20 protein-coding genes and 1 tRNA gene are annotated in these 24,675 nt (G+C 73.8%); 11 read left to right on the forward strand and 10 right to left on the reverse strand.

Annotation, left to right across the window (positions count from 1 at the left end; all coding sequences use genetic code 11):
- Positions 1–103: 103 nt before the first annotated feature.
- Both FIC82_RS01990 and FIC82_RS01995 read right to left on the reverse strand, forming a co-directional pair.
- The gene (locus FIC82_RS01990) at positions 104–1,480 is read right to left on the reverse strand and encodes a permease prefix domain 1-containing protein (RefSeq protein WP_154797365.1); all 1,377 of its coding nucleotides are present in this window, start codon (positions 1,478–1,480) and stop codon (positions 104–106) included.
- Positions 1,480–1,854, reverse strand: coding sequence for a PadR family transcriptional regulator (locus FIC82_RS01995; protein ID WP_154797366.1), 375 nt, complete (start codon positions 1,852–1,854; stop codon positions 1,480–1,482). Before FIC82_RS01995 ends, FIC82_RS01990 begins: the two co-directional genes overlap by 1 nt.
- A 270-nt stretch (positions 1,855–2,124) precedes the next feature.
- Between FIC82_RS01995 and FIC82_RS02000 the strand changes: the two genes are divergently transcribed.
- Positions 2,125–2,376 (forward strand): hypothetical protein, encoded by a 252-nt coding sequence (locus FIC82_RS02000; RefSeq protein WP_154797367.1) that lies wholly within the window; start codon positions 2,125–2,127, stop codon positions 2,374–2,376.
- Between the two features lie 57 nt (positions 2,377–2,433).
- The gene (locus tag FIC82_RS02005) at positions 2,434–3,693 is read left to right on the forward strand and encodes a glycosyltransferase (RefSeq protein ID WP_154797368.1); all 1,260 of its coding nucleotides are present in this window, start codon (positions 2,434–2,436) and stop codon (positions 3,691–3,693) included.
- Positions 3,694–3,697: 4 nt separating this feature from the next.
- Here FIC82_RS02005 and FIC82_RS02010 read toward each other — a convergent pair whose 3' ends face one another.
- Positions 3,698–4,516, reverse strand: a complete 819-nt coding sequence (locus FIC82_RS02010; protein ID WP_154797369.1) for an alpha/beta hydrolase — start codon at positions 4,514–4,516, stop codon at positions 3,698–3,700.
- A 90-nt stretch (positions 4,517–4,606) separates the two neighbouring features.
- On the opposite strand from FIC82_RS02010, the gene FIC82_RS02015 reads away from it, so the two are divergent.
- The gene (locus FIC82_RS02015) at positions 4,607–7,363 is read left to right on the forward strand and encodes a helix-turn-helix transcriptional regulator (RefSeq protein ID WP_154797370.1); all 2,757 of its coding nucleotides are present in this window, start codon (positions 4,607–4,609) and stop codon (positions 7,361–7,363) included.
- Positions 7,364–7,393: 30 nt separating this feature from the next.
- Here the strand turns inward: FIC82_RS02015 and FIC82_RS02020 are convergent, their stop codons facing one another.
- Complete coding sequence (locus tag FIC82_RS02020) at positions 7,394–7,789, reverse strand: RidA family protein (RefSeq protein WP_154799734.1); 396 nt, start codon at positions 7,787–7,789, stop codon at positions 7,394–7,396.
- A 135-nt stretch (positions 7,790–7,924) separates the two neighbouring features.
- Between FIC82_RS02020 and FIC82_RS02025 the strand changes: the two genes are divergently transcribed.
- On the forward strand, positions 7,925–9,022 hold the full coding sequence (locus tag FIC82_RS02025) for a helix-turn-helix transcriptional regulator (RefSeq protein ID WP_168731405.1): 1,098 nt from the start codon (positions 7,925–7,927) through the stop codon (positions 9,020–9,022).
- Here FIC82_RS02025 and FIC82_RS02035 read toward each other — a convergent pair.
- The gene (locus FIC82_RS02035; RefSeq protein ID WP_154797371.1) at positions 9,010–11,712 is read right to left on the reverse strand and encodes a pectate lyase family protein; all 2,703 of its coding nucleotides are present in this window, start codon (positions 11,710–11,712) and stop codon (positions 9,010–9,012) included. The two genes, FIC82_RS02025 and FIC82_RS02035, sit on opposite strands and share 13 nt — an antisense overlap.
- Positions 11,713–12,139: 427 nt before the next feature.
- Positions 12,140–12,222: transfer RNA gene (locus tag FIC82_RS02040), tRNA-Leu, on the reverse strand.
- 326 nt (positions 12,223–12,548) lie between these two features.
- Between FIC82_RS02040 and FIC82_RS02045 the strand changes: the two genes are divergently transcribed.
- The 7 genes from FIC82_RS02045 to pknB all read left to right on the forward strand — a co-directional run bounded on the left by FIC82_RS02045 (position 12,549) and on the right by pknB (position 22,058).
- Positions 12,549–13,256: an FhaA domain-containing protein gene (locus tag FIC82_RS02045; protein ID WP_154797372.1), complete on the forward strand. Its 708-nt coding sequence runs from the start codon at positions 12,549–12,551 to the stop codon at positions 13,254–13,256.
- Positions 13,257–13,266: 10 nt separating this feature from the next.
- Positions 13,267–13,764, forward strand: coding sequence for an FHA domain-containing protein FhaB/FipA (locus tag FIC82_RS02050; RefSeq protein WP_154797373.1), 498 nt, complete (start codon positions 13,267–13,269; stop codon positions 13,762–13,764).
- A gap of 6 nt (positions 13,765–13,770) precedes the next feature.
- Positions 13,771–15,180, forward strand: a complete 1,410-nt coding sequence (locus FIC82_RS02055; protein WP_168731406.1) for a Stp1/IreP family PP2C-type Ser/Thr phosphatase — start codon at positions 13,771–13,773, stop codon at positions 15,178–15,180.
- Complete coding sequence (locus FIC82_RS02060) at positions 15,180–16,823, forward strand: FtsW/RodA/SpoVE family cell cycle protein (RefSeq protein WP_154797374.1); 1,644 nt, start codon at positions 15,180–15,182, stop codon at positions 16,821–16,823. Before FIC82_RS02055 ends, FIC82_RS02060 begins: the two co-directional genes overlap by 1 nt.
- The gene (locus FIC82_RS02065) at positions 16,820–18,280 is read left to right on the forward strand and encodes a peptidoglycan D,D-transpeptidase FtsI family protein (protein ID WP_168731407.1); all 1,461 of its coding nucleotides are present in this window, start codon (positions 16,820–16,822) and stop codon (positions 18,278–18,280) included. Before FIC82_RS02060 ends, FIC82_RS02065 begins: the two co-directional genes overlap by 4 nt.
- Positions 18,277–19,887 carry a serine/threonine-protein kinase gene (locus tag FIC82_RS02070; RefSeq protein ID WP_154797375.1) on the forward strand — a complete coding sequence of 537 codons (1,611 nt, stop codon included), beginning with the start codon at positions 18,277–18,279 and terminating at the stop codon, positions 19,885–19,887. The genes FIC82_RS02065 and FIC82_RS02070 overlap by 4 nt, the downstream gene beginning before the upstream one ends.
- Before the next feature lie 110 nt (positions 19,888–19,997).
- Entirely contained in the window at positions 19,998–22,058 is a 2,061-nt protein-coding gene (gene pknB / locus FIC82_RS02075) for a Stk1 family PASTA domain-containing Ser/Thr kinase (RefSeq protein WP_168731408.1), read from the forward strand.
- 145 nt (positions 22,059–22,203) lie between these two features.
- Here pknB and FIC82_RS02080 read toward each other — a convergent pair whose 3' ends face one another.
- Genes FIC82_RS02080 through FIC82_RS02095 form a run of 4 tightly spaced genes read right to left on the reverse strand, consistent with a single transcriptional unit; the run spans position 22,204 to position 24,621 of the window.
- Positions 22,204–22,863 (reverse strand): aminodeoxychorismate/anthranilate synthase component II, encoded by a 660-nt coding sequence (locus tag FIC82_RS02080; RefSeq protein WP_154797376.1) that lies wholly within the window; start codon positions 22,861–22,863, stop codon positions 22,204–22,206.
- Positions 22,860–23,054, reverse strand: coding sequence for a hypothetical protein (locus tag FIC82_RS02085; RefSeq protein ID WP_154797377.1), 195 nt, complete (start codon positions 23,052–23,054; stop codon positions 22,860–22,862). Before FIC82_RS02085 ends, FIC82_RS02080 begins: the two co-directional genes overlap by 4 nt.
- The gene (locus FIC82_RS02090; RefSeq protein ID WP_168731409.1) at positions 23,054–23,824 is read right to left on the reverse strand and encodes a class E sortase; all 771 of its coding nucleotides are present in this window, start codon (positions 23,822–23,824) and stop codon (positions 23,054–23,056) included. Before FIC82_RS02090 ends, FIC82_RS02085 begins: the two co-directional genes overlap by 1 nt.
- Positions 23,821–24,621: a DUF881 domain-containing protein gene (locus FIC82_RS02095; protein WP_253691345.1), complete on the reverse strand. Its 801-nt coding sequence runs from the start codon at positions 24,619–24,621 to the stop codon at positions 23,821–23,823. The genes FIC82_RS02090 and FIC82_RS02095 overlap by 4 nt, the downstream gene beginning before the upstream one ends.
- Between the last annotated feature and the right edge of the window lie 54 nt (positions 24,622–24,675).

Consider the following 24,675-nt stretch of genomic DNA (forward strand, 5'->3'; position numbering starts at 1 on the left):
CGGCGGTGCAGCTCGCCCGCGAGCACGTCGACCTCGAGACCAGACGGGCGCCGACCCCCTCCGTCGCGCCACGCTCCGCCGGGGCGTCGCCGCTCGCCGTCCGTCAGACGAACCCGAAGACCGGAGGGAACACGACGGCGACGATCGCCGCCCACGCGGCGTACACCGGCAGGAACCGGGTCTGCCACGCCACGAGGTCGGCGAACGGTCGTCGCCCGCGCAGGAACGCCGTCGCGAGGACGGCGGACCACACGAGGTGCACGAGCAGGAGCAGGTTGAGCCCGAGCGCGGCGGCCTTGTTGGGGCTGACGCCGAACTCCGCGATGCGCGTGAGCATCGCGGTGAGCGCGACGGCGTCGACCGCGAGCGCCGCGACGACGAGGACGACCTGGAGCCCGTCGAAGAACGACCGCGGCGCGAGCGGGTCGCGCGCCGAGACGGAGTACAGCAGCAGGCACAGGACGAGCACGAGGATCGCGTCCATGAGGATGAGCAGCTCGCGGTCGACGGCCGCGAGGTTCCCCGCGGTCGCGAGGACGACGAACACGGCGAGCAGCATGACGAGCGTCAGCGGCGTGAAGACGCGCGTGAGGACGGGCGCGATGTTCTCGACGACGTTCTGCTTGGCCTCGACGAGCCACGCGGCGACGATCAGCGCCGCCGGGACGCACAGCGGCAGGATCCAGTCCTCGAGGTAGGGCTCGAGGTCGACGTCGGCGAGGGAGAAGACGCCCGCGGTGAGGCCGAGCAGGACGCCGCCGCCGAGCGCGAGCAGCGTGTAGTACACGGCGAGCTCGCCGGTGAAGCGCGCGAAGTCCATGCGGCGCGCGTCCGAGCGCCAGCGGCCCCCGACGTACGCGAGCCCGACGACGGCCCACAGCGTCACGGGCGCGGCGAGCGCCGCGAGCACCAGGGTCGAGCCCGTGGGCTCGAACGGGTACACGTTGAGCACGACGCCGAGCACCACGAACGGCACGGCGAGCGCCCCGACGATCCGCGCGGTGACCTGTCGCTTCCACGCGAGGTAGGCCGTGAGGAACGGCAGGACGAGGAGCCCGACGTTGAGCGCGACCGTCATCTCGTCGAGGACCGCCGTCGCGACCTTGACCGCGACGCCCGCCGCGACGGCGAGCCCGAGCACGACCGCGAGCTCGCGCCACGACCGCGTGCGGCCGGGCTGCTCGCCGACGAGGACGAGCTGCTTCCACAGCCGCTCGGAGTGCTCCTGCGCGAACTCGCGCGACAGGTCGTCGAGCGTGCCCATGCGCTTCACCGCGACGAGGAACGCCTCGTCGTCGTCGAGACCGGTCGCGCGCAGGTCCTCGACCCGCTCGCGCAGGTGGTCCTCCATCTCGTCGACGTCCGACGCGGAGATGGCCTCACGGCGACGGACGTACCCGCGCCACTGGTCGATCTGGGCCTCGAGCGCGGCGTGCGGGCCGGGGCTCGCCCCGTCGGTCGGCGCGGTCGCGGCGCCCATCAGGCCCACCCCTCCGCGACGCGCGGCGGGGTCAGCAGCCCGTCCTGCGCCGTGCGCCAGACCTGGTGGAGCGCGTGCGCGACGACGTCCCACTGCGCCTGGCGCTCGACGAGCGCCTCGCGTCCGGCCGGGGTGATCGCGTAGTGCTTGCGGCGCCGCCCGACGTCGGACGTGCCCCACGACGCCTCGACGAACCCGAGCCGCTCCAGCCGGTGCAGCAGCGGGTACAGCATGCCGTCGGTCCACTGCATGCGACCGCCCGAGAGCTCGTCGACGCGCTTGAGGATCGCGTACCCGTACGACTCGCCGTCGGCGAGGATCCCGAGCACGAGCGGGGTGGCCGACGCGGCCACGAGGTCCTTGTCGATACGCATGGCACTCCTATGCCTAGTTCTTCTAGGGGTACTGACCCTAGCAGATCTAGGGTTGGATGCCGTCGGCGGCGACGGACGGGGAGGCGATGGCACGACGACGGGCCTGGCGGAGGGACTGGGGGACCACGATCGCCCTCGTGCTCGTCGCCCTGTTCCCCGTAGCGGTCCTGGGGGCGCTGCGGACCTGGCGACTGGACGACCGGGGGGAGCTCTCGGCGACCGGCCTCCTGTGGACGGGCGTCGGGGTCGTCGTCCTGGCCGCCGTGGTGGGTGTCGTCGTCGGTGGAGCTCGCGGCGCTCGACCTCTTCGAGGTGGAGGAGCTGTTGACGCTCCGGCTCACGCGAGGTGACGCCCGCCTCGAGGTCGCCGTGCAGGGACTCGTCGGCTCGCGCGCGTGGGGCCACCGCGGTGCCCGCGACGGGCTCGACGAGGTGCTTCGCGCCCTCGGCTACGCGATCCGGCCCACTGCCGACACGGAGCCGGGTCGTCCGGGCCGCGTCGCGGAGCAGCCTCAGGGCTAGCGTGGTCCCACGGACGCGCGCCGCCCGGTCGGCCCGCGGAACGACAGGGGAGGGCCCATGCCTCGCACGTACCTCTTCGCCCTGACCGACGGCGGCGGGACGGTCCCGCCCGAGGTGGGGGCCGTGCGTCGGCTCGTGGAGCGCGGGCACCGCGTCCGCGTGCTGGCCGAGGACTCGATGGCGCCCGAGGTGCGAGCGACGGGCGCGACGCTCGTCCCGTGGGCCACCGCGCCGAACCGCCCCGACCGGGACCCGGCGCACGACCCCCTCAAGGACTGGGAGGCGTCGAGCCTGCTCGCGCAGGCGCGCGACATGGGGGACCGCATGATCGCCGGCCCGGCTCCGGACTACGCGCACGACGTCCTCGGCGCCGTCGACGCCGAGCAGCCCGACCTCGTCGTCACGTCCGTCTTCGCGTTCGGCGCGATGGTCGCGGCGCAGTCGCGCGGGATCCCGTTCGACGTCCTGATCCCCAACGTCTACGCCCTGCCCACCCCGGGCCGCACGCCGTTCGGGGCCGGGCTGAAGCCGGCGCGCGGCCCGTTCGGCCGGGTGCGCGACCGCGCGATGACGGGCCTCTCGACGCGCGTGTTCGACCGCTTCACGCGCGACCGGCTCAACGCCCTGCGCGCCGACCTCGGCCTCGACCCGCTCGCGCGCTCGTGGGAGCAGATGAGCGCCGCGAGGCGCCAGCTCGTCATGACGAGCCCGGCGTTCGACCTCCCCGGCCCGCTCCCGGCGAACGCCCGGTACGTGGGGCCCGTGCTCGACGACCCAGCGTGGGCCGACGACGTCCCGTGGGCCGCGCCCCCGGGCGACGACCCGCTCGTCCTCGTCGCGCTGTCGTCCACGTTCCAGGACCAGGCCGCGCTCCTGCGGCGGATCGTCGCGGCGCTCGCGACGCTGCCCGTGCGTGGCGTCGTCACGACCGGCCAGGGGCTCGCGCCCGACGCGGTACCGGGCGCGGCGAACGTCACCGTGGTCGCGTCCGCTCCCCACCACGTCGTGCTGCGCGACGCCGCGCTCGTCGTCACGCACGGCGGGCACGGCACGCTCCTCAAGGCGTTCGCGGCGGGCTGCCCCGTCGTCGTGCTGCCGCACGGGCGCGACCAGGGCGACAACGCCGTGCGCGTCACGCTGCGCGGCGCGGGCGTCGCGCTCTCGCGGAAGGCGTCGGACGAGAAGGTCGCGCGCGCCGTCCGGCAGGTCCTCGACGACCCCGCGTACCGGCGCCGGGCCGCCGCGCTCGGCGACGCGGTCCGGCGCGACGCCGAGCACAGCACGCTCGTCGCCGAGCTCGAGGACCTCGCACCCTGACCTGTCAGCCCTGGGCGGGGCGCGCGTGGGCCAGCGCCCACTCGAGCGCGTGGTCGGCGATCTCCTCCCAGCCCTCCTGCGACGTCATGAGATGGGCCTTCCCGGGGTAGGTCTCGTGCTCCGTCACCGTGCCCTCGCCGTGGTACTTCGCGGCGTTCGACCGCTGCACCGACGGCGGCATGATGTGGTCCTCCTCGCCGGAGAGGAACAGCAGCGGCGCACGACCGGCGTTCGCGTAGTCGACCCAGATGTCCTGCGGCCCGGGCTGGAAGTTCGCCAGGACGCTGTTCCACAGGATGCCGCCGGACGCGGGGATCGCGTACCGCTCGTAGACGCGGCGCGCCTGCTCGGGCGTGAACCCGACGTTCGTGAACGCGTACTGGAACTGCTCGAACGTGAGGGGCACGGCCTTGTGGCGGTTGGCGGGCGAGCGCAGCACCGGGAACGTCGAGCGGACCTGGGAGAGCGGGATGGTCCGCACGCCCTCGGTCGGCGCCGAGTTGAGCGCGACGCCCGCGGCGCCGAGGCCGTGGTCGAGCAGCACCTGGGTGAACGCGCCGCCCGCCGAGTGGCCGATGATGATCGGCGGCGTCTCGACCTCCTTGACGACAGCCTCCAGGTGCTCGACGACGGCCTGCGCGGTGAGCCGGACGAGCGGCGACGGGTCGGCGTTGAGCGACTCGACCTCGACCTCCAGGCCGGGGTACGCCGGGGTGAGGACGCGGTACCCCTGCGCCTCGTAGCGGCTCTTCCAGTCCTCCCAGCTGCGGGGGGTCATCCAGAAGCCGTGGACCAGGACGATGGTGTCGGGAGAGGTGGTCATGCCTCCGACGCTAGGGACGGCAGCGTGCCGGGCGCATCGGTCACGTGACTGCTGTGGACGCCGGGCACCTCGCGACGGGATCATGCTCGGGTGCGGGAGCTCGTCGGGAGGGCGGCGGAACGTCGGGCGTTGCACGACGCCCTGACCTCGGCGCGCGCGGGCGGCGTCCGCGTCGTGCTCCACGGCGAGCCCGGGATCGGCAAGACGTCCCTCCTCGACGACCTGGTCGCGACCGCGCGGGCCGAGGGGGTGCTCGCACTACGGTGCGTGGGCGTGCCGTCCGAGACGCACGTCCCCTACGCGGCGCTGCACCAGCTCCTCCAGCCCCTCCTCACCGAGCCCGCGCCCGACGCGCGCACCGCGCTCGTGCGGCGCGTCGTCGGGGCCGTCGCCACGCGCGACGACCCGACCGGTCCCGCGCCCGAGCCGGTCGCCGTCGCGCTCGCCACGCTGGACCTGCTGCGCGAGCGAGCCGCGGCGACCCCGCTGCTGCTCGGCGTCGAGGACGTCCAGTGGCTCGACGCGTCGAGCGCGCTCGTGCTCGCGTTCGTCGCCCGCCGGATCGACGACGACCCGGTGCTGCTCGCCTGCTCGAGTCGCGAGCCGCTGCACCCGCCGCTCGACGACGTCCTGTTCCTCCCCGTGGACCTCGCGCCGCTCGACGAGGACGCCGCAGCGGTGCTCGCGCGCCACGCCGCCCCCGACCTCCACCCCGTCCTGCGCGACCGGCTCCTGACCGAGGCGCAGGGCAACCCGCTCGCGATCGTCGAGCTCGCGCGGGCCTGGCGCCGGCTGCCCGACGGCGCACTGGTCACCTCCCCCGTGCCCGTCACCGCGCGGGTCGAGGCGGCGTTCGCCGCGCGGGTCGACGGCCTGCCCGCCGACTGTCGCACCCTGCTCCTGCTCGCGGCCCTCCACCCGGTCGACGGGCGGACGGGCGAGCTCGTCGCCGCGGCCCGCGCGCTCGGGCACGACGTCCGGGACACGCTCGCCCTCACGCCCGCCGTCGACGCCGGGCTCGTCGCCGTCGCGCCGCACGCCGTCACGTTCCGCCACCCCCTCGTCCGCGCCGCCGTCCACAGCCGGGCCGGGACGGCCGCGCGACGCGACGCCCACGCCGCCCTGGCGGGAGTGACGACCGATGTCGACCGCGCGGCCTGGCACCGCGCCTGGGCCGCGACCGCTCCCGACGAGACGGTCGCCGGGGCGCTCGAGTCGAGCGCCGACCGCGCGCGACGGCGCGGTGCCGTCCTCGAGTCGGTCGCGACGCTCGAGCTCGCCGCGGCGCACACACCCGACCCCGCCGTCCGTGGGCGGCGCCTGGTGCGTGCCGCCTTCCACGCGTCCGACGTGGGGCACGACGCCGCCCTCGCCCGCCTGCTCGACGAGGCGGACGTCCTCCCGCTCGCGGAGTCCGACCGTGCCCGGGCGACCTGGCTGCGGTACCGGCCTCAGGACGCCGTCGGCGACTTCGAGCGGATGTCGCGGCTCGTCGAGGTGCTGGGCGACCTCCACGCCGCGGGCCAGGCCGAGGCCGCGCTCGACTCGCTCGCACCGGCGGCGGACATCGCCTTCTGGCGCGGTGTCGAGCCGCGGTGCCGCGACCTGTTCTGCGGCGCCGTCGAGCGCCTCACGTCCACCCCCGACCCCCGTCTGCTCGCGGCGCTCGCGCTGACCGCGCCGGTGTCGCGCTCGCAGACCGTCCGCCTCGGCGTCGCCGCGCTCGGCGCGGGGTCGATCACGGACGCCGAGGCGCTCGCCCTCGCCGGACGCGCGGCCTCGGTGGTCGGCGACGTCGGGGGCGGCACGGCGCTGCTCGGGAGGGCGATCCGGCCGCTGCACACCCAGGGCCGTCTCGGTCTGCTCACGGCCAGCCTCGTGACCTATGCCTGGAACTGCTGGCACCTGGGGCGCTGGGCCGACGCCGCCGTGGCGGCCGAGGAGGTCCGCGACGTCGGACGCGCCCGCGAGCGCCCCCTCGTCTCGGCCGTCCTCGTCGAGTCGCTGCTCCTCGCCGTGCGCGGCGACGGCGACGAGGCGCTCCGGGCCTGGGGGAGCACGCAGGACGCCGTCGCCGCCACGGGGTCGCCCACGCTCACGGCGGTCGCGACGTGCGCCCGCGCCACGGCCCTGCTCGTGCTCGACCGGGTCGACGAGGCGTACGAGGCGCTGCGGCCCGGCTTCGAGGACGTCGACCACGACCGGCGCCCGGAGTCGGTCGCGAGCCTGCACCACGGCATCCTGCCCCTGTACGCCGACGCCGCCCGGCGCGCGGGCCGCGAGGCGGCCGCCCGCGCCGCCGTCGAGCCGCTGCGCGCCACCCTGCGGCAACACGGGTCGCCGCTGCTCGCCGCGTCGGTCTCCTACGCCGACGCCGTGCTCGCCCCGGAGGACGACGCCGAGCCTCTCCTGCGCGCTGCGGGCGACGATCTCGCGGGCTGGCCGTTCCTGCGAGCCCGGGCGCGGCTCGCGCACGGCCGGTGGCTGCGGCGGCAGCGCCGGGTCGCCGAGTCGCGCGCCGTCCTGCGGGCGGCGCGCGACGGCTTCGACGCGCTCGGCGCGGTCCCGTGGTCGCAGGCGGCGCGCCAGGAGCTCCGGGCCGCGGGGGAGTCGGTGGCCGGGTCGACCGCGTCGTCGCTCGCGCTGCTCACCGCCCAGGAGCGCGAGATCGTCGCGCTCGCGGCGCAGGGACTCACCAACCGGGAGATCGGCAACCGGCTCTACCTGTCACCCCGGACGGTCGGGTCGCACCTGTACCACGTGTTCCCCAAGCTGGGCGTCGCGTCGCGGTCCGAGCTCGCCCGTGCGCTGGACGACGGGAGGGGAGGCGGCGCCGGAGCCGGGTGACCCCGGTCGCGGCGCCGCCGTTGTCCCCGGTCAGGCGACGGCGGTCGCCTCGAGCTCGACGAGCTGTCCGGAGACCGCCAGGCGGGTCACCCCGAGCATCGTCGTCGCCGGGGCCACGCGCGCGGCCCCGAGCCGTGCGGCGAGCACCCCGTAGTGCTGGAAGAGCGCGTCGACGTCCGTCGTGTAGACGTTCAACCGGACGACGTCCGCGAGCGTCATGCGCGCCTCCGCCAGCACCGACTCCAGGTTGTCCAGGCTCAGGGTGAGCTGCGCGGCGAGATCCCCGTCGTGCTGGGGACGACCCTCGTGCGACATCGCCGTCTGCCCGGAGCAGTACAGGGTCCGGGTCTGCCCGGAGACCAGCACCGCCTGGTCGAACCCCAGGCCCTTCGACCACTCCACGGGGTTGATCGCCTCTCGTTCCAGCGTCATCGCGACTCCGTCCGTCCGTTCGTGCCCGGGCGCGCGTCGACCCTGGTGGCCGACGTCCCGCACGCCCGTCCTCCGAGCCTCGTGGGGATAGACGACACCCCCTGTCATGTATCGCGGTACGTTTCTCGGGTGCGCGCCGACCGGCTGGTCTCCCTGGTGCTGCTGCTGCGGCAGCGTGGCCGCCTGTCCGCGACCGTCCTGGCGCGCGAGCTCGAGGTGTCGACGCGGACGGTCCTGCGCGACGTCGAGGCGCTCTCCGCCGCGGGCGTGCCGATCTACGCCGAGCGCGGCCGGCACGGCGGATTCGCGCTCCTGCCCGGGTTCCGCACGGAGCTCACGGGCCTCAACCCGGACGAGGCGCTCGCCGTGCTCGCCGCGTCGGGGCGTGGCGAGCACGTGCTCGGCCTCGGACCCGCGCTCGCGTCGGCCGTCCGCAAGATCGTCGACGCTCTTCCCGAGGCCCACCGCGACGCCGCCGACCACGCGGCCCGACGGATCCTCGTCGAGCCGGCGATCGACCTGCTCGCTCGCCGTCAGGCAGCCGAGGAGATCCCCGCGGCAGTCCTGCACGAGGTCCGGCGTGCCGTGCTCGACGGACGGAGGCTCCGGATCCGCTACGCCGCCGTCGACCGGCCGCCGACCTCGCGCGAGGTCGACCCGGTGGGCATGGTCACCTCCCGCGGCACGGGCTACCTGCTCGCCACCGTCGGCGGGTCCGACCGTACCTACCGGCTGTCCCGGATCCTTGCCGCCGAGGCGCTCGCCGAACCGGCGGACCGGCCCGACGTCGTCGACCTCGATCAGCTCTGGCGCGAGCGCAGCGCCCGGTTCCGGGCAGGTGACGACCAGGTCGTCGCGCGCGTCCGGCTCGTGCCGGACCGCCGGGAAGCGCTCGTGGGCACCGCGGTCTCCGTCCACGCCGAGTCCGTCGCCGACGACGGCCTGCTGGTGCTCGACGTCACCTTCCAGGACCTCCGGCACGCCGTCTGGGCGGTGTGGCAGCTCGGGCCCGACGCCGAGGTCCTGGACCCGGGACCGCTGCGGGACCTGCTGCGGGACCGCGCCGTCGCGACCGCCCGACGCTACGAGGCACCCGGCGCCACGGCAGAAGGACGGCCCCGCCGCGGACGGCGCGGCGGGGCCGTCGTCGAGCCCGGGCGGGACCAGGTGGTCCCGCCCGGGGTCGTGCACGGGTCTCCCGGAGGAGGGTCGGGCTACCCGGCGTAGGTCTCGAGCTCGGCGACGCGGGGCGTGCCCGACGCGCCGGTGATCTCGAGGTTGATCTTCTTGAGCGACGTCGCGGGGAACGTGATGGTCCCCGCTCCGGATCCCGTCTTCAGGACGGCGCCCGTGTCGTTGTTCACGAGGCGCCACGTCCCGATGCTGCCCCCGCCCGCGGCCTCCTTGACGACGACCCGGCCGACGGTCGTCGCGGTGCCCCACTTGACGGAGATGGTCCCCGTCGAGCCGCTGGGCGACCACCAGGTCGCGGTGCTGCCGTCGATCGCGTTGCCGTAGCTCGTCCCGCTGCCCTTGCTCGAACCGTCCGCGCCGGCCCCGATGCTGAGGTTGGTGCCCGACGGCGGGTCGGTCGGGTCGGTCGGGTCCGTCGGGTCGGTGGGGTCCGTCGGGTCGGTCGGGTTCGTCGGCTCGCCGCCGAAGGTGACCCGGAGCGAGCCGTCCGCCGCGAACGACCAGCCGAGCTCGCCGTCGTAGGCGGAGCACGCCGACCCGTTCGAGCCGGACCAGAACGAGTTCCCGCCCGCGTTCGTGCCGACCGTCTTGTCGTTCGCCCCGGAGTCGCACGACACGTTGCCGCTGAAGCGGTGGGTCCCGGCGTCGAAGCTGAAGTTGCGCTCCTCGTTGCCGACCGCGACGTTGCCGCTGACCGTGATGGAGCCCGGGTTCGAGTTGTAGGTGAACCCGTGCTTGCCGTTGTCCACGGCGAACGAGTTCCGCACGACGTGGTCGACCTTGATGTCCTCGCCACCGAGCTTGTACCCGTTGCGGTCGCCGTTGCCGGCCTGGCCGCCGTCGGACAGCGTGCCGTTCTCGTAGGCGAGCGAGTCCTCGATGGTCACCGCACCGATGGGCCCGGTGTCGGACTTCGTGTACAGGTCCCAGCCGTCGTCGATGTTGTTGTGGGCGACGGTGTCACGGAACACGTTGCCCGGACCCGACGTGAGCTTCGCGGCGAAGCCGTCCGCGTCCTCGCCGTCGGAGTCCGCGTTGTCGTGCGACTCGCTGCTGACGACGAGGTTGTTCGACGGCCACTCGCTCGCCGGGGCGCCCGCCACGAGGCGGGAGAGCTGGAGGCCCGTGTCGTGGTTGTAGCGGGTCACGACGCGCTCGACGACGTTGTCGCTGCCGCCGAGCAGGATGCCGTTGTCGCCCGCGTGCTCGACCACGATGCCGTAGACGTGCCACCAGTCGCCGCCGATCGCGAGACCGCGGTTCGCCGGGTCCTCCGCCTGCGCCGAGAAGTTCAGCACCGGCCGCTCACCGGGGTACGCCGACAGCAGGGTGCGGTCGCCCGACGTTCCGTCGTTGCCCGGCTCGATCGTGACGGTCGACGACAGGTCGTACCTTCCGCCGCGCAGGAAGATCTCGCCGCCCGAGGCGACGCGCTCGATCGCGACAGGGAGCGTCGTCGGCGCCGACAGCGTGCCGGCCGCGCTCGCGGTGCCGTTCGGCGCGACGTAGATCGTCTCGGCGCTCGGCTCCGGCGGGTCCGTCGGGTCGACCGGACCCGGGTCTGTCGGGTCGGTGGGGTCCGTCGGGTCGGTGGGGTCGGGGTCCGGCGTCTGCGGCGTGCACGAGCCGTCGGAGACCCTGAGCCCCTTGTTCGCGCCGGCGGTCTGGTTCACGAGGTTCGGCACGCAGCTCGCCCCGTCGAGCGTGTAGGAGTAGGGGATGCTGACCGACGTCGTCGAGGTCAGGTTCGGGCCGGCCGGCTGGATGTCACCGCTCGGGCTCGACCACGTGACGTTGTCGAGCACGTTCCCGGCGACCTGCCAGGTGCCCTTCTGGTCGGTGTAGAACGTGCCGAGGACGTCCTTCGAGTCCTCGAAGTAGTTGTTCTCGACCTTCGCCCTCGCCCCGGCCCGCGAGTTGATCCCGGACTCGTTGAGGTGCACGTAGTGGTTGTTGTAGATGTGGGCGACGCCGCCGCGCAGCAGCGGCGTGCGCGAGTCGAGGTTCTCGTACTTGTTGTGGTGGAACGTCACGAACCCGTTGGACGTGTCGCTCTCGCTCGAGCCGATGAGGCCGCCGCGGCCGGAGTTGCGCAGGATGCTGTAGGACAGGGTCACGTACTGGACGCCCGCCTTCATGTCGAACAGTCCGTCGTAGCCCTCGGACTCCCCGCCCGACGCCTCGAGCGTCACGTGGTCCACCCACACGTTGCGGACGCCGCTCTCCATGCCGATCGCGTCGCCGCCGTTCGACGTGGGAGAGCCGGACTTCTTGACGTTCTTCACGGTGACGTTCTGGATGATGATGTTGCTGGCCTCGCGGAGGTGGATGCCCAGCTGGTCGAACGTCGCTCCGTTGCCGACGCCGACGATCGTCACGTTGCTGATCTGCTTGAGCTCGATCACGCCGGCGGCCGTGTTGCAGCTGTCGCCCGAGACCTTGGCCGTGTTGCCGTGGTTGATGGTGCCCTCGACCTCGATGACGATCGGGGTGTCGTCGCTGGCCCTGCTGCACAGGGCCGCGTGGATCTGGGTGCCGGTCGTGGCGCGGACGGTCTGGCCGCCGGCGCCACCGGTCGTGCCGCCGTTCTGGGTCGCGTAGCCGGTCGGGCTGCCGGTCACGGCCGCGCTCGCGGTCGTGGTCAGGGCCGTCACGCCCATCGTGGCCGCCAGGGTCGTCGCGGCGGTGGCCGCGAGCAGTCGTCGTGCGACGGGTCGTCTCATCGTGGTGCCTCACCTTTCGTCATCGAACCGGGGGCAGTGCGTGGTGACTCGCGGTCCCAGGTCCGCGCCGGCGTCGGTCGACGCGGCGACCTCCTCCGAACGCGGGCGGGCGCTGGGTCGTGCGCCCTGCGCAGGCCCCGACGACGACGTCGGGCAGCCCGCCTCGACGAGCTCGTCAAGGCACCCGGAAGAGATGGAGACGTGGGTAACCGGTTTCTCGATCCTAGGATACCGGTTTCCCATGACGCAACCCCGACGCGCTTGGACTGTTCATGACCAGGCGATGACACTGGTTCGAGGAAGCGAACACCGGGCAAGCCTTCACGGGCGACGCGACCACGCGGGGCGCCGGAGGCCGGAACCACGAAGTCCCAGCCGGAGACGAGAAAGTCCCGGTCAGGACCTGCCTGACCGGGACTTCGTCACGTGCGCGAGGGGGGACTTGAACCCCCACGCCCTTTCGGACACTGGCACCTGAAGCCAGCGCGTCTGCCATTCCGCCACTCGCGCGTGCCGCAGAAGACTAGCACGACGCACGAGGACGCCTGGAACCGCGCGGCCGGACGTGACGGCCGCCACGTGCCGTCCGTCGCGCACCCCCACAGGCACCGACGGCTGCGCGCCCGACGTTCACACGGTCCACCACGAACGCGCCACATCCGTCCGGAGATCGTGCGACGAATCGGGCCTCCGGCGCAGACGTGATCGATACGATCTAGGTAGTCTGCCCGGGACGCGGGCGTGCACGAGGGGGCCACGGGGAGCACGGCCGACGGGGCAGACGAGAACCATGCGGCACGAGCCGCGGCACGATCGAGCACGAGGGAGGAGGTGGCATGGGAGTCCTGGACCGCTTCGAGAAGGGCGTCGAGCGCGTGGTGAACAACGCGTTCGCCAAGGTCGGGCGCAGCGAGGTCAAGCCCGTCGAGCTGGCGAGCGCGCTGCGGCGCGAGGTCGACGACCGCGCCGCCGTCGTCGACCGCGAGCGCACGGTCGTGCCCAACGAGTTCACCATCGAGCTGTCGGTGGACGACTTCGGCCAGGTCGAGGGGTGGGGCGCGGAGACGCTCGCCGACGAGCTGGCGTCGAACGTCACGCAGTACGCGGCGTCGCAGCACTACGCGTTCGTCGGCCCCGTCAGCGTGAGCTTCGAGCAGAACGACGTGCTCGACGTCGGGCGCTTCCAGCTCCGCTCGGCGAGCGTGCGCGGCAACGTCGCCCCCGCGACGTCCGCGTCCCCGAGCACCCGGCACCCGCTCGTCGACATCGACGGGCAGCGCTACCTGCTCACGGGCCCGGTCACCGTCATCGGCCGCGGCTCGGAGGCCGACATCGTCGTCGACGACCCGGGCGTCTCGCGCCGCCACCTCGAGATCCGCGTGACCCCCGAGGGCGTCATCGCGAGCGACCTCGGCTCGACCAACGGCCTGTTCGTCGAGGGCCACCAGGTCCCGGCCGCGACGCTGCTCGACGGCAACTCCCTGACGATCGGCCGTACCCGCATCATGTTCTGGACCGGCGCGTCCGACAACGAGGAGTGGTGATCCGGCCCGCATGACCGATCTCACGTTCACCCTGCTGCGGCTGGGCTACCTGGTGCTGCTCTGGGTGTTCGTGCTCTCCGCGATCGGGGTGCTGCGGCGGGACCTGTACGGCACCAAGATCACTCCGCGCCGCGGCCGCAAGGACTCCGCGCAGGCCGCGCGCCCGACGTCGGGCCCCACGCCGGCGGCCGCGCCGGAGCCCGCCCGGGCGGCGGCGGGGCCTTCGCGGCTCGTCGTCACCGCAGGCCCGCTGACCGGCACGACGATCCCCCTCACGACGTCGTCGATCCTCATCGGCAGGGCGCCGAGCTGCACGCTCGTGCTCGACGACGACTACTCCTCGTCGCGCCACGCGCGCATCTTCCCGCAGCACGGGTCCTGGTTCGTCGAGGACCTCGGCTCCACCAACGGCACCTACGTCGAGGACCAGCGCATCGGCCAGGTGACGCCGCTGGGCCCGGGGACGCGGGTGCGGATCGGTCAGTCCGTCGTCGAGCTGCAGAGGTAGCCCGCAGTGAACATCGCCCTGCGCTACGCCGCGCGCTCCGACGTCGGGCTCGTGCGCTCCAACAACCAGGACTCCGGCTACGCGGGCCCGCACCTGCTGGTCGTCGCGGACGGCATGGGCGGTCACGCGGGGGGCGACGTCGCCTCCTCCATCGCCATCGCGGCGCTCGCGCCGCTCGACGGCGAGTCGCACGGCCCCGACGACGCGCTGGCGGAGCTCGAGCGCTCGATCGACCACGCGCGCCAGGACCTCGTCGAGCGCAGCGTGACCGACCCCGAGCTCGTCGGCATGGGCACGACCGTGACCGCGATCCTGCGCGCGGGCAACAAGCTCGCGATGGCGCACCTCGGCGACTCGCGCGCATACCTGCTGCGTGACGGCGAGCTCACCCAGGTCACGACCGACCACACGTTCGTGCAGCACCTCGTGGACACGGGCCGCATCTCGCCCGACGAGGCGGAGACCCACCCGCAGCGCAACGTCGTCATGCGCGTGCTCGGCGACTTCGACATCGACCTCACGCCGGACATGTCGGTGCGCGAGGCGAAGCCGGGGGACCGCTGGCTCCTGTGCTCCGACGGCCTCTCGGGCTTCGTCAGCCCGGAGACCATCGCCCAGACGCTCGCGGACACGCCCGACGTCGACGAGTGCGCGGACCACCTGCTGCAGCTCGCGCTGCGCGCCGGGAGCACGGACAACGTGACCGTCGTGGTGGCGGACGTCGTCGACGTCGACGGGCTGCCCGACGGTTCCGCGCCCGGGACGGGCGCGCAGGTCGTCGGATCGGCCGCGATCGACCGCGACGCCCCGACGTCGGCCGCGGACGGGCCCGCGGCGCGCGCCGCGGCGCTCATGGCGAGCGCGAAGGCCGCCGCGACGGAGGACCCCGCCACGAACGACGCATCGGAGCCCGAGGCGGGCGACGCGGCGCCGGGCGAGACCTCGGGCGAGGGCGACGACGACGTGCGGCCCGGTCGCGCGCCCCGCCGCTGGGTCACGGTCGTCGCGATCCTGCTCGTCGTCGCCGGCCTGGGCGTGGCCGCGTGGGCGGGCTACCGCTGGACGCAGACGCAGTACTACGTCGGTGTCGCCGACGGCCAGGTCGCGGTGTTCCGCGGCATCCCGGAGAACGCGGGGCCGGTCACGCTGTCGACGCCGATCGAGCTCACGGGGACGCGCGTCGCGGACCTGCCGGGCTACGTCGTCGACCGCCTGGAGACCACGATCCCGGCGGAGTCTCTCGACGACGCGCGGGCGCGTGCGGAGCGCCTCGTGGCCGACGCCGCAGCGGACACCTCGACCGGCACGACGGACGAGCCCACCGACACCTCGACGGAGGAGTCGACCGGCTCCTCGGAGCCGGAGGCGCCCGCGGTGACCCCGGCACCCACCGACGGCGCGGGCTCGGGGGCCTGATGGCCACGGTGGAGACCACCGAGGTGCGCCCCGGCCGGGGCGCGGAGCTCGGTCTGCTCGTCCTCGCGCTCGCGCTGGGCATCGGGGCGTACGCGCTCGTGGGCCTCCAGCTCACGGGCGAGCTCCCGGGCCGCTTCTACCTGTACAGCATCGGCACCGTGGTCCTCGCGGGGGCCGCCCACGTGCTGCTGCGGTTCAAGGCGCCGTACGCGGACCCGGTGATCCTGCCGATCGCGGTCGCGCTCAACGGCATCGGCCTCGCCATGATCTTCCGCCTCGACCTCGGTTCGCAGGTCACGGGCGGCACCCAGGACCTCGCCCCGCGCCAGCTCCAGTGGACCGCGCTCGGCATCCTCTGCGCGTTCGCCGTGATCTGGTTCCTGCGCGACCACCGCACCCTGCGCCGCTACACGTACACCGCGATGATCGCGGGCATCGTGCTCGTCGCGCTGCCGCTCGTCCCGGGCCTGGGCACGCGCATCAACGGCGCGCAGATCTGGATCAACGTCTTCGGCTTCTCGCTGCAGCCCGCCGAGTTCGCGAAGATCGCCTTCGCGATCTTCTTCGCTGGCTACCTCGTGACGAACCGGGACACGCTCGCGCTCGCCGGGCCCAAGGTGCTCGGCCTGCAGCTCCCGCGCCTGCGCGACCTCGGGCCGATCATCATCGTCTGGCTCGTCTCGCTCGCCATCCTCGTGTTCGAGCGCGACCTCGGCACGTCCCTGCTGTTCTTCGGCCTGTTCGTCGCGATGCTGTACATCGCGACCGAGCGCGTGAGCTGGGTCGTCATCGGTCTGCTGCTCATCGCGGTCGGCGCGGTCCTCGCGGCGTCGACGTTCGGCCACGTGCAGGCGCGCGTCGACGTGTGGCTGCACCCGTTCGTCCCCGAGATCTACGGCCGCAGCCCCGGCGGCTCCGGCCAGCTCGTGGGCGGTCTGTTCTCGCTCGGCAACGGCGGCCTGTTCGGCACCGGCTGGGGCGCCGGCTACCCGCGCACCGTCCCGTACGCGTTCTCCGACTTCATCTACGCGTCGCTGGGCGAGGAGCTCGGCCTCACGGGCCTGATCGGCATCCTGCTCGCCTACCTCATCCTCGTGGAGCGTGGCCTGCGCACCGCGATCGGCGTGCGCGACGGCTTCGGCAAGCTGCTCGCGGGCGGTCTCGCGTTCGTCATGGCGTGGCAGCTCTTCGTCGTCGTCGGCGGGATCACGCGGATCATCCCGCTCACGGGGCTCACCATGCCGTTCGTCGCCCAGGGCGGGTCGTCGCTCCTCGCGAACTGGCTGGTCGTGGGCCTGCTGCTCCGCATCTCCGACGACGCGCGGCGGCCCTCGTCCCTGCCCGTGCGCGGGCAGGTCGCGCCCGGCGGCGCACGCACGCGCCCCGACTCCGACCCGGTCGAGGTCGTGGGCGGCGGCGCTCCCGCCGTCGGCGCCCTGCCTGACGACGCCCCCACCACGGTCGGCGCGCCGGTCCCCGCGGGCCCCGGCACGGGTCCGGCCCGTGCGTCGACGGGCGTCCAGCCGGCGGTCGGGCGGACCGGCGACGTGCCGGACCACGCCGACGACCTGCGCACCGAGGTCGTCCGACGCCCCGACGGCACCGCGGACGACGGCCGCGACCCCTGGGGAGGAGCCCGGTGAACGTCCCCCTGCGTCGCGTCGCGACGGTCGTCCTCGTCATGTTCCTCGCGCTCATGGTGTCGACGACCTACATCCAGTTCGTCCAGGCGGACTCGCTGAACAACGACCCGCGCAACGCCCGCACGATCTACCGCGAGTACGACAAGTTCCGTGGGCCGATCGTCGTCGCGGGCGACGCCATCGCGTCGTCGACCCCCGTGGACGACGCGTTCGGCTTCCAGCGCCAGTACGCGAACGGTCCGATCTACGCCCCGGTCTCCGGCTTCCTGTCGGTCACCAACGGGCGCACGGAGATCGAGGACAAGGAGAACGACTACCTCAACGGGGAGGCGAGCTCGCTGTGGCTCGACCGCCTCAGCGCGCTGTTCACGGGCCAGCAGCCGCAGGGCGCGTCCGTCGAGCTGACGATCGACCCGGCCGCCCAGCAGGCCGCGTGGGACGCCCTCGGCGACCAGCGGGGCGCCGTCGTCGCGATCGAGCCGAAGACCGGGCGCGTCCTCGCGCTCGTGTCGAAGCCGAGCTACGACCCCAACGAGCTCGCGACGCACGACACCGCGGCCGCGCGCGACCGCTACCAGGAGCTCCTCAACGCCGACGGCAACCCGATGTCGAACCGGGCCATCCGCGGCAACACCTACCCGCCCGGGTCGACGTTCAAGATCGTCACGTCGGCCGCGGCGATCGAGAGCGGGCAGTACACGTCGGAGAGCGTCATCCCGGCGCCCGACGAGTACCAGTACCCGCAGTCCGACCGGACCATGAAGAACTTCGGCGGGTCGCGCTGCTCCCCGTCGGGCGAGATGACGCTCGCGGACGCGCTGCGCATCTCCTGCAACACCGCGTTCGCCGAGCTCGGCGTGACGCTCGGCGACGACGTGCTGCGCGACCAGGCCGAGGACTTCGGCTTCGACGAGTCCCTCCAGATCCCGATGGACGTCACCGCGAGCCACTTCCCGACCGAGGAGGAGGCGACGCCCGACGCGACCGCCCGTGCCGCGATCGGGCAGGGCGACGTCCGCGTCACTCCGCTGCAGATGGCGATGGTCGCGGCCGCGATCGCGAACGACGGCGTGCAGATGGCGCCCTACACGGTCGAGACGATCCGCAACCCCGATCTCGACGTCGTCCGGCAGTCCGAGCCGCGGCGCCTGCGGACCTCGGTGTCACCGTCGACCGCCGACCAGCTCACGCAGATGATGCTCGGCGTCGTCGACAACGGGTCCGGCAAGTCGGCCCAGATCCCAGGCGTCCAGGTCGCGGGCAAGACCGGCACCGCGGAGACGGGCGGCGAGGCCGCCCCGCACGCGTGGTTCACGAGCTTCGCGCCCGCCGACGACCCCCAGGTCGCGGTCGCGGTCATCGTCGAGAACGGCGGCTCGATGGGCAGCGAGGCGACGGGCGGTGCGATCGCGGCACCGATCGCGCGCGCCGTCATGGAGGCGGTGTTGAACGGATGAAGCCCGTCAGGGGGCTGACGCTCGGCAACCGCTACCGCCTCGTGCGGCGCATCGCCGTCGGCGGCATGGGCGAGGTGTGGGTCGCGGCCGACGACGCGCTCGGGCGCGAGGTCGCCGTGAAGGTCCTGCGCTCCGAGTACGCGGGCAACGAGGACTTCCTCAACCGCCTGCGCACCGAGGCGCGCAACAGCGCCGCGCTCTCGCACCCGAACATCGCCCAGATGTACGACTACGGCGAGGCGAACGGCTCCGGGTACCTCGTCATGGAGCTCGTGGTCGGCGAGCCGATGGCGGACCTGCTGGAGCGCGAGCCCGTGCTCCCGCCCGCGCGGCTCCTGCCGATCCTCGCGCAGACGGCGCGCGGCCTGCACGCGGCCCACCTGTCGGCCGTCGTGCACCGTGACGTCAAGCCGGGCAACATCCTCATCGACCGTGCCGGCACCGTGAAGATCACCGACTTCGGGGTCTCCCTCGCGGCGAACCAGGTCCCCATGACGGCCACGGGCATGGTCATGGGCACGGCCCAGTACCTGTCTCCCGAGCAGGCCGTGGGTCAGGCGGCGACGGGCGCGTCGGACATCTACGCGCTCGGCATCGTCGCCTACGAGTCCCTCGTGGGGAACCGTCCCTTCACCGGGTCCACCCCCGTCGACATCGCCGTCGCGCACGTCAACGAGCCCGTGCCGCCCCTGCCGTCGTCGGTCGACCGCGAGCTCGCCGAGCTCGTCATGGTGATGCTCGCCAAGGACCCGCTCGCCCGACCGCACCCCGCGGACGCCCTCGCGCGCGTCTTCGAGGAGATCCAGGCCCGCCTCGCGGCCGACCCGTGGTCGTCCCGGTCCGGCGCGTCCGCCAACACCCGGCGGGCGCGGCGAGCCCGCGCGACGGCGGACGAGGCTCCCGTCCCCGAGCCGGACCCGGCACCCGTGATCACCCCGCTCGTCATCCCGGCCGCGGTCCGCGACCCGCACCCCGCGGACCCCGCGACGCCGTGGGTCGCGCCGCCCGCGGCGCCGGGGGACGGCGCCGCGGACCCCGCCGCGGGGTACCACGACGACCCCGGCGCACCCGGCGACCAGCCCGCCCCCGACGCGGCTACCGCGCACGGCCCGGCGCTCCCGTGGGAGCGTCCCGTCCCGGGCGGGGCCTCGCCCGACGACGCCGCCGGCCCCCGTGCGTACCCGCCGCGTCGCGAGATGCACGGCGGGACCCGCTCCTCCCGCCGCCCGCAGCCCGCCCGCGGGGGTGCGCGCCCCGCCGGACGCCCGGCGGCCCCGGTCCCTCCCGCGCCCGCGACCACGCGCGCGGAGGCACGACGTCAGTCGCAGGCGACGCCGTCCCGGTCGTCGGGCGGACGCCGCACGTCGACGACGACGGGCCGTCGGCTGGGCGGCCTGCCCAACGGGCTGACCTGGCCGCTCGTGGCGCTTCTCGGCCTGCTCCTCGTGCTCGTGATCGCGACCGTCGCCAGCCTCGGCGACCGCGGGACGGACGACGGCGCCGCCGCGGCCCCGGACGCCGTCACCTCGGCGCACCCGGTCGGCGCGAGCGGTCCCGCGACGGGCGCGACCCCGGCCCGGACGCCCTCCGAACGGGTGACATCGTGACGACATCGTTGTGTTCCCGGCTCTCCCGGAACCCCCTGGGTGGGATGATTGCGCCAGATGTGCCGCGTGCGGACGCGCCCGCGGCTCCGACGACACCGAAGGACGAATGAGTGGTGGACAACGCTCCCCGAGTGCTTGCCGGGCGCTACCAGGTCGGTGAGCTCATCGGCCGTGGTGGCATGGCCGAGGTGCACATCGGGCACGACAACCGCCTCGGACGTACCGTCGCGATCAAGATCCTGCGCTCCGACCTCGCGCGGGACCCCACGTTCCTGGCGCGCTTCCGGCGCGAGGCCCAGGCGGCGGCGTCGCTCAACCACCCGGCCATCGTCGCGGTGTACGACACGGGCGAGGACGTCCACGAGGACCCCACGGGCAACTCGGTGCACGTCCCGTTCATCGTCATGGAGTACGTCGAGGGCCACACGGTCCGCGACATCCTGCGCGACGGCCAGGCCGTCCCGATCGACGAGGCCGTCGAGATCACCGCAGGCGTGCTCGCGGCGCTCGAGTACTCGCACCACGCCGGCATCGTGCACCGCGACATCAAGCCCGCGAACGTCATGATCACGCCCACGGGCGCGGTCAAGGTCATGGACTTCGGCATCGCCCGCGCCATGGCGGACTCCGCGGCGACGATGACGCAGACGCAGGCCGTCATCGGCACCGCGCAGTACCTCTCGCCGGAGCAGGCGCGCGGAGAGACCGTCGACGCGCGCTCCGACCTGTACTCGACCGGCTGCCTGCTCTACGAGCTGCTCACCGGCCGCCCGCCGTTCATCGGCGACTCGCCCGTCGCGGTGGCCTACCAGCACGTGCGCGAGGCCCCGGCGACGCCGAGCGCCGTCGCGCCCGACGTCCCCGAGGTCCTGGACCGCATCACGCTCAAGGCGCTCGCGAAGGACCGGACGGCGCGCTACTCGAACGCCGCGGAGTTCCGCGCCGACCTGGAGAACGCCGTGCGCGGAGGGTCGATCACGGCACCCGCGCTCGGGGTCGCCGCCGCGGCCGCGGGCCTCGGTGCCGCCGCCGCGGCCGCCGACCTCCAGCCCACGATGGTGGAGTCCGCCACGCAGGTCATGGCCCCCACGGCCGCCGCCCCCAACCCGTGGGCGACGAGCGTGGCGCCGGCCGTCCCGCCCGGCGACCCGGTCCCGGGCGAGGACGAGGAGGAGCCCAAGAGCCGCAAGGGGCTCATGTGGACACTCATCGCGATCGGCGTCCTCGCTCTCGCGGCGATCATCACGATGCTCGTCATCAACAGCCAGGGCGAGGAGGAGCCGACGACCGGCACGGTCCCGACACTCTCAGCAGGGGTGACGCCCGAAGAGGCCGAGCAGAGGATCACCGACGCCGGCTTCGAGTACGCCGAGGCCATCGACCAGGAGTCGACCGAGGCGGAGGGGACGTTCACGAAGACCGACCCGGCCGGCGGCACCGAGGCCGACCTCGGCTCGACCGTCACGGCCTTCTTCTCCGCCGGACCCGACGCCGTGGTGATCCAGGACGTCAGGGGGAAGTCTCAGGACGAGGCGCGCCAGATCCTCGAGGCGCAGGGCCTGCAGGTCACCTCCGGTGGCTCCGAGGACTCGAAGGACGTCGCGAAGGACGCGGCGACTCGGACGGAGCCCGCCGCTGGGCAGTCCGTCGCGGGCGGCTCGACCGTCACGCTCTTCACCTCGTCCGGTCTCGTCGCCCTCCCCGAGCTCGTGGGGAACCAGCGCCAGGCCGCCGAGCAGACGATCACCGAGCTCGGCCTCACACCGGTCGTCAACGAGGTGGAGTCCGACGAGCCCGAGGGCCAGGTCGTCGCACAGCGGCCCAACGCCGGCAGCGTGCCGCAGGGCTCGGAGGTGACCATCGACGTCGCCATCCCGCGTGCCGCGGACACCACGAACGTCCCGAACAACCTCGTCGGCATGACCCTGGACCAGGCTGCGGACGCGCTCGGCGGCGCGGGGCTCAACCCCGGCAGGCAGCAGAACCAGGAGTCCGACCAGTGGCCTGCCGGTGTGGTCATCGGCTCGGACCCCGGCGGCGGCACCGAGGTCGAGGTCGGCACGGAGGTGTCGCTCATCGTCTCGACGGGCCCTGGTCCGTCGAACGGCGGCGGCGGCAACGGCGGCGGTAACGGCGGCGGCGGCAACGGCGGCGACGGCAACGGCGGCTGACCGCGGTCGCGCCCGGCACGGACGACGACGGGCCCTCACCTCGCGAGGTGAGGGCCCGTCGTCGTGCGGGAGAGAGCGTGAGCGCGACGTGCCGGCGGCGCCGGGACCTCCCGGTGCCTGGGGGAGGGCTGCCGGTCCGTGCGGCCTACTGCCGGACGAGCGGAGCCATGCCCGCCGAGCGCTCGACGGCGCCCTCCAGGCCGCACGCCTCGAGCCAGTTCGCGAGCAGGCGGTGGCCGCCCTCGGTGAGCACGGACTCGGGGTGGAACTGGACGCCGTGCAGGGGAAGGTCACGGTGCTGGAGGCCCATGATCACACCGCCCGCGGTGGCCGAGGTGACCTCGAGCTCGGCGGGCACGGTGTCGTTCACGACGGCGAGCGAGTGGTAGCGCGTCGCGGTGAACGGGCTGGGCAGCCCCGCGAGGACACCTTCGCCGTCGTGCTCGACGAGGCTCGTCTTGCCGTGCATGAGCTCGGGCGCGTGCGTGACCGTCGCGCCGTACACCTCGGCGAGCGCCTGGTGGCCGAGGCACACGCCGAGCATCGGGGTGCGCGACGCGGCGCACGCGCGGATGACCTGCTCGCTCTGCCCGGCCTCCTTCGGGGTGCCCGGCCCGGGGGATACGAGCACGCCGTCGAACGCGGTGCCGTCGGCGTCGCGGAACCGGCCCTCGGCGTCCGGCTCGGGGACGGCGTCGTTCCGCACCACGACGGTCTCGGCGCCGAGCTGGTCGAGGTAGCCGACGATCGTGTAGACGAACGAGTCGTAGTTGTCCACGACGAGGATGCGGGTCTGGTGGGTCATCGCGGGGCCTCCACGGACACTGCGCCGGCGGCGCCGGTCTGGATGTTGGGGTCGTTGAACGGCATGTACTCGGACACGAGCGGGAACAGCCACTCGAAGCACGCGAGCACGACGGCCGCGGCGAGGACGAGCAGGATCAGCACGCGGACCCATGCCGGGCCGGGCAGCACGCGCCAGAGCGCCCCGTACATCACGCACTCCCTTCGGCGGCCGGCGCGGTCTGACCGACCAGGTCCGGCGGCGTGCCGTCCTCGACGGGCATCCAGTAGTCCAGCTTCGCGTTGACGATGAACCGGGCCACGAGCGAGTTCAGCCCGATCGGGTGGCACGTCGTCAGGGTGAGGTACCGCTCGGTGGGCTCGGCACCGGGCTGCCACGGCACCGGTGCGATGGCCTCCACCTGGTCGGGCTTCACGGCCTGCAGGTGGTCCACGCGGTACACGTACCAGACCCCGCCGGCCTCGACGACGATCGGGTCGCCGACCTGCAGCTCCTCCACGTCGTGGAAGATCTTGCCGTACGTCTGGCGGTGGCCCGCGAGGGAGAAGTTGCCGACGTCGCCCGGCATGACGGTCTCGGGGTAGTGCCCGGCCATCGCCTGGTCGAGGATGGAGCGCTTGTCCGTCCCCTCGGCGATCGGCATCATCTTGCCGTCCCAGCGGGGAACGTAGAGCGTGCCCCACACGTCGCCCGGCGCGGGAGCCTCCATGACCGGGGGCGCGTCCCGCCGGACGGTCGTCGCGACGTCCGCCGCGTCCGGCACGGGCGCGGCGATCTCCTCGAGCACCTGCGCCTGCACGCGGTCGGCCTGCACGTCCGTCCACCAGAGCTGCCAGACGACGTACAGCCCGAGCAGGATCCCGAGCGTGATGAGGAGCTCGCCGACGAGGCCCACGGTCGCGGAGACCGGACCGCGCCCCGCGCGACGGCCTGCGTGCCGGACGGGGGCGGTCGCGGTCACGACGACACCGACGGGCTCGCGTACCGGAGCTCGAGCGCACCCTCGTAGCCGGGCAGCTCGAGGTCGCTCTGGTCCTCGACCGACCAGCCCAGGTTCACGGCGTCGACGTACTCCTGGTACACCTGCACGCCCGGGTTCCGCTCGAGCGCGTCGCGCAGCGCGTCGGGGTCGCCCACGGCCTCGACGACGTACGGCGGGGAGTACACGCGGCCGTGCAGCAGGAGGATGTTCCCCGCGCAACGGAACGCCGACGTCGCGGTGACCCGCTGACCCTGGAGCGTCATGGCCTCGGCACCGCCCGCCCACAGGGCGTTCACGACGGACTGGATGTCCTGCTGGTGCACCACGAGGTCGTCGGGGCGGATCTGCGGCGGGTAGTTGCCCTCCGGCGGGGCGTCGTCGAGCGTGACCGACAGTCCCGTGCCGCTCACGGGCGTCGTCCCGGCGGCGACGGCGGTGCGCGACGCGAGATCCGGGTCGACCCCCGCCGGGGCGTCGCCCGTCTGCGACAGACCGTCGATCTCCTCCGTGAGCGCGTCGACCTGGGCGGCGAGCCCGGCGACGCGGTCGGACTCGCGGTCGACGAGCTGGGCCAGGTTCTCGGGGTGCCGGGACTCCTCGCCGCGCGCGAGGCGCGCGTTGGCGGTGAACATGACGCCGGCGAGGGCGAGGACGAGCGCCACGGTCACGGCGGACCGGACGCGGCGCGAGCGCGGGGGCGCGGCGGGCGTCGGGCCGGGTGCGGCAGTGCCGTCCGGCGTCGCGGGCGCCGTGGAGGCGGGGTCGGTGCTGCTCACCCGGCCGTCTCCTTCCTGGTGCGGACGACGTCGTCGACCGTGTCTCGCGTGCGT

The sequence above is a fragment of the Cellulosimicrobium protaetiae genome (assembly GCF_009708005.2).
Taxonomy (GTDB): domain Bacteria; phylum Actinomycetota; class Actinomycetes; order Actinomycetales; family Cellulomonadaceae; genus Cellulosimicrobium; species Cellulosimicrobium protaetiae.

What these genes read in the sequence shown, in the direction of transcription:
- FIC82_RS01990 (WP_154797365.1), bottom strand. Translation starts at nt 1,480, where the DNA reads ATGGGCGCCGCGACCGCGCCGACCGACGGGGCGAGCCCCGGCCCGCAC.
- FIC82_RS01995 (WP_154797366.1), bottom strand. Translation starts at nt 1,854, where the DNA reads ATGCGTATCGACAAGGACCTCGTGGCCGCGTCGGCCACCCCGCTCGTG.
- FIC82_RS02005 (WP_154797368.1), top strand. Translation starts at nt 2,434, where the DNA reads ATGCCTCGCACGTACCTCTTCGCCCTGACCGACGGCGGCGGGACGGTC.
- FIC82_RS02010 (WP_154797369.1), bottom strand. Translation starts at nt 4,516, where the DNA reads ATGACCACCTCTCCCGACACCATCGTCCTGGTCCACGGCTTCTGGATG.
- FIC82_RS02035 (WP_154797371.1), bottom strand. Translation starts at nt 11,712, where the DNA reads ATGAGACGACCCGTCGCACGACGACTGCTCGCGGCCACCGCCGCGACG.
- FIC82_RS02045 (WP_154797372.1), top strand. Translation starts at nt 12,549, where the DNA reads ATGGGAGTCCTGGACCGCTTCGAGAAGGGCGTCGAGCGCGTGGTGAAC.
- FIC82_RS02050 (WP_154797373.1), top strand. Translation starts at nt 13,267, where the DNA reads ATGACCGATCTCACGTTCACCCTGCTGCGGCTGGGCTACCTGGTGCTG.
- FIC82_RS02060 (WP_154797374.1), top strand. Translation starts at nt 15,180, where the DNA reads ATGGCCACGGTGGAGACCACCGAGGTGCGCCCCGGCCGGGGCGCGGAG.
- FIC82_RS02070 (WP_154797375.1), top strand. Translation starts at nt 18,277, where the DNA reads ATGAAGCCCGTCAGGGGGCTGACGCTCGGCAACCGCTACCGCCTCGTG.
- FIC82_RS02080 (WP_154797376.1), bottom strand. Translation starts at nt 22,863, where the DNA reads ATGACCCACCAGACCCGCATCCTCGTCGTGGACAACTACGACTCGTTC.
- FIC82_RS02085 (WP_154797377.1), bottom strand. Translation starts at nt 23,054, where the DNA reads ATGTACGGGGCGCTCTGGCGCGTGCTGCCCGGCCCGGCATGGGTCCGC.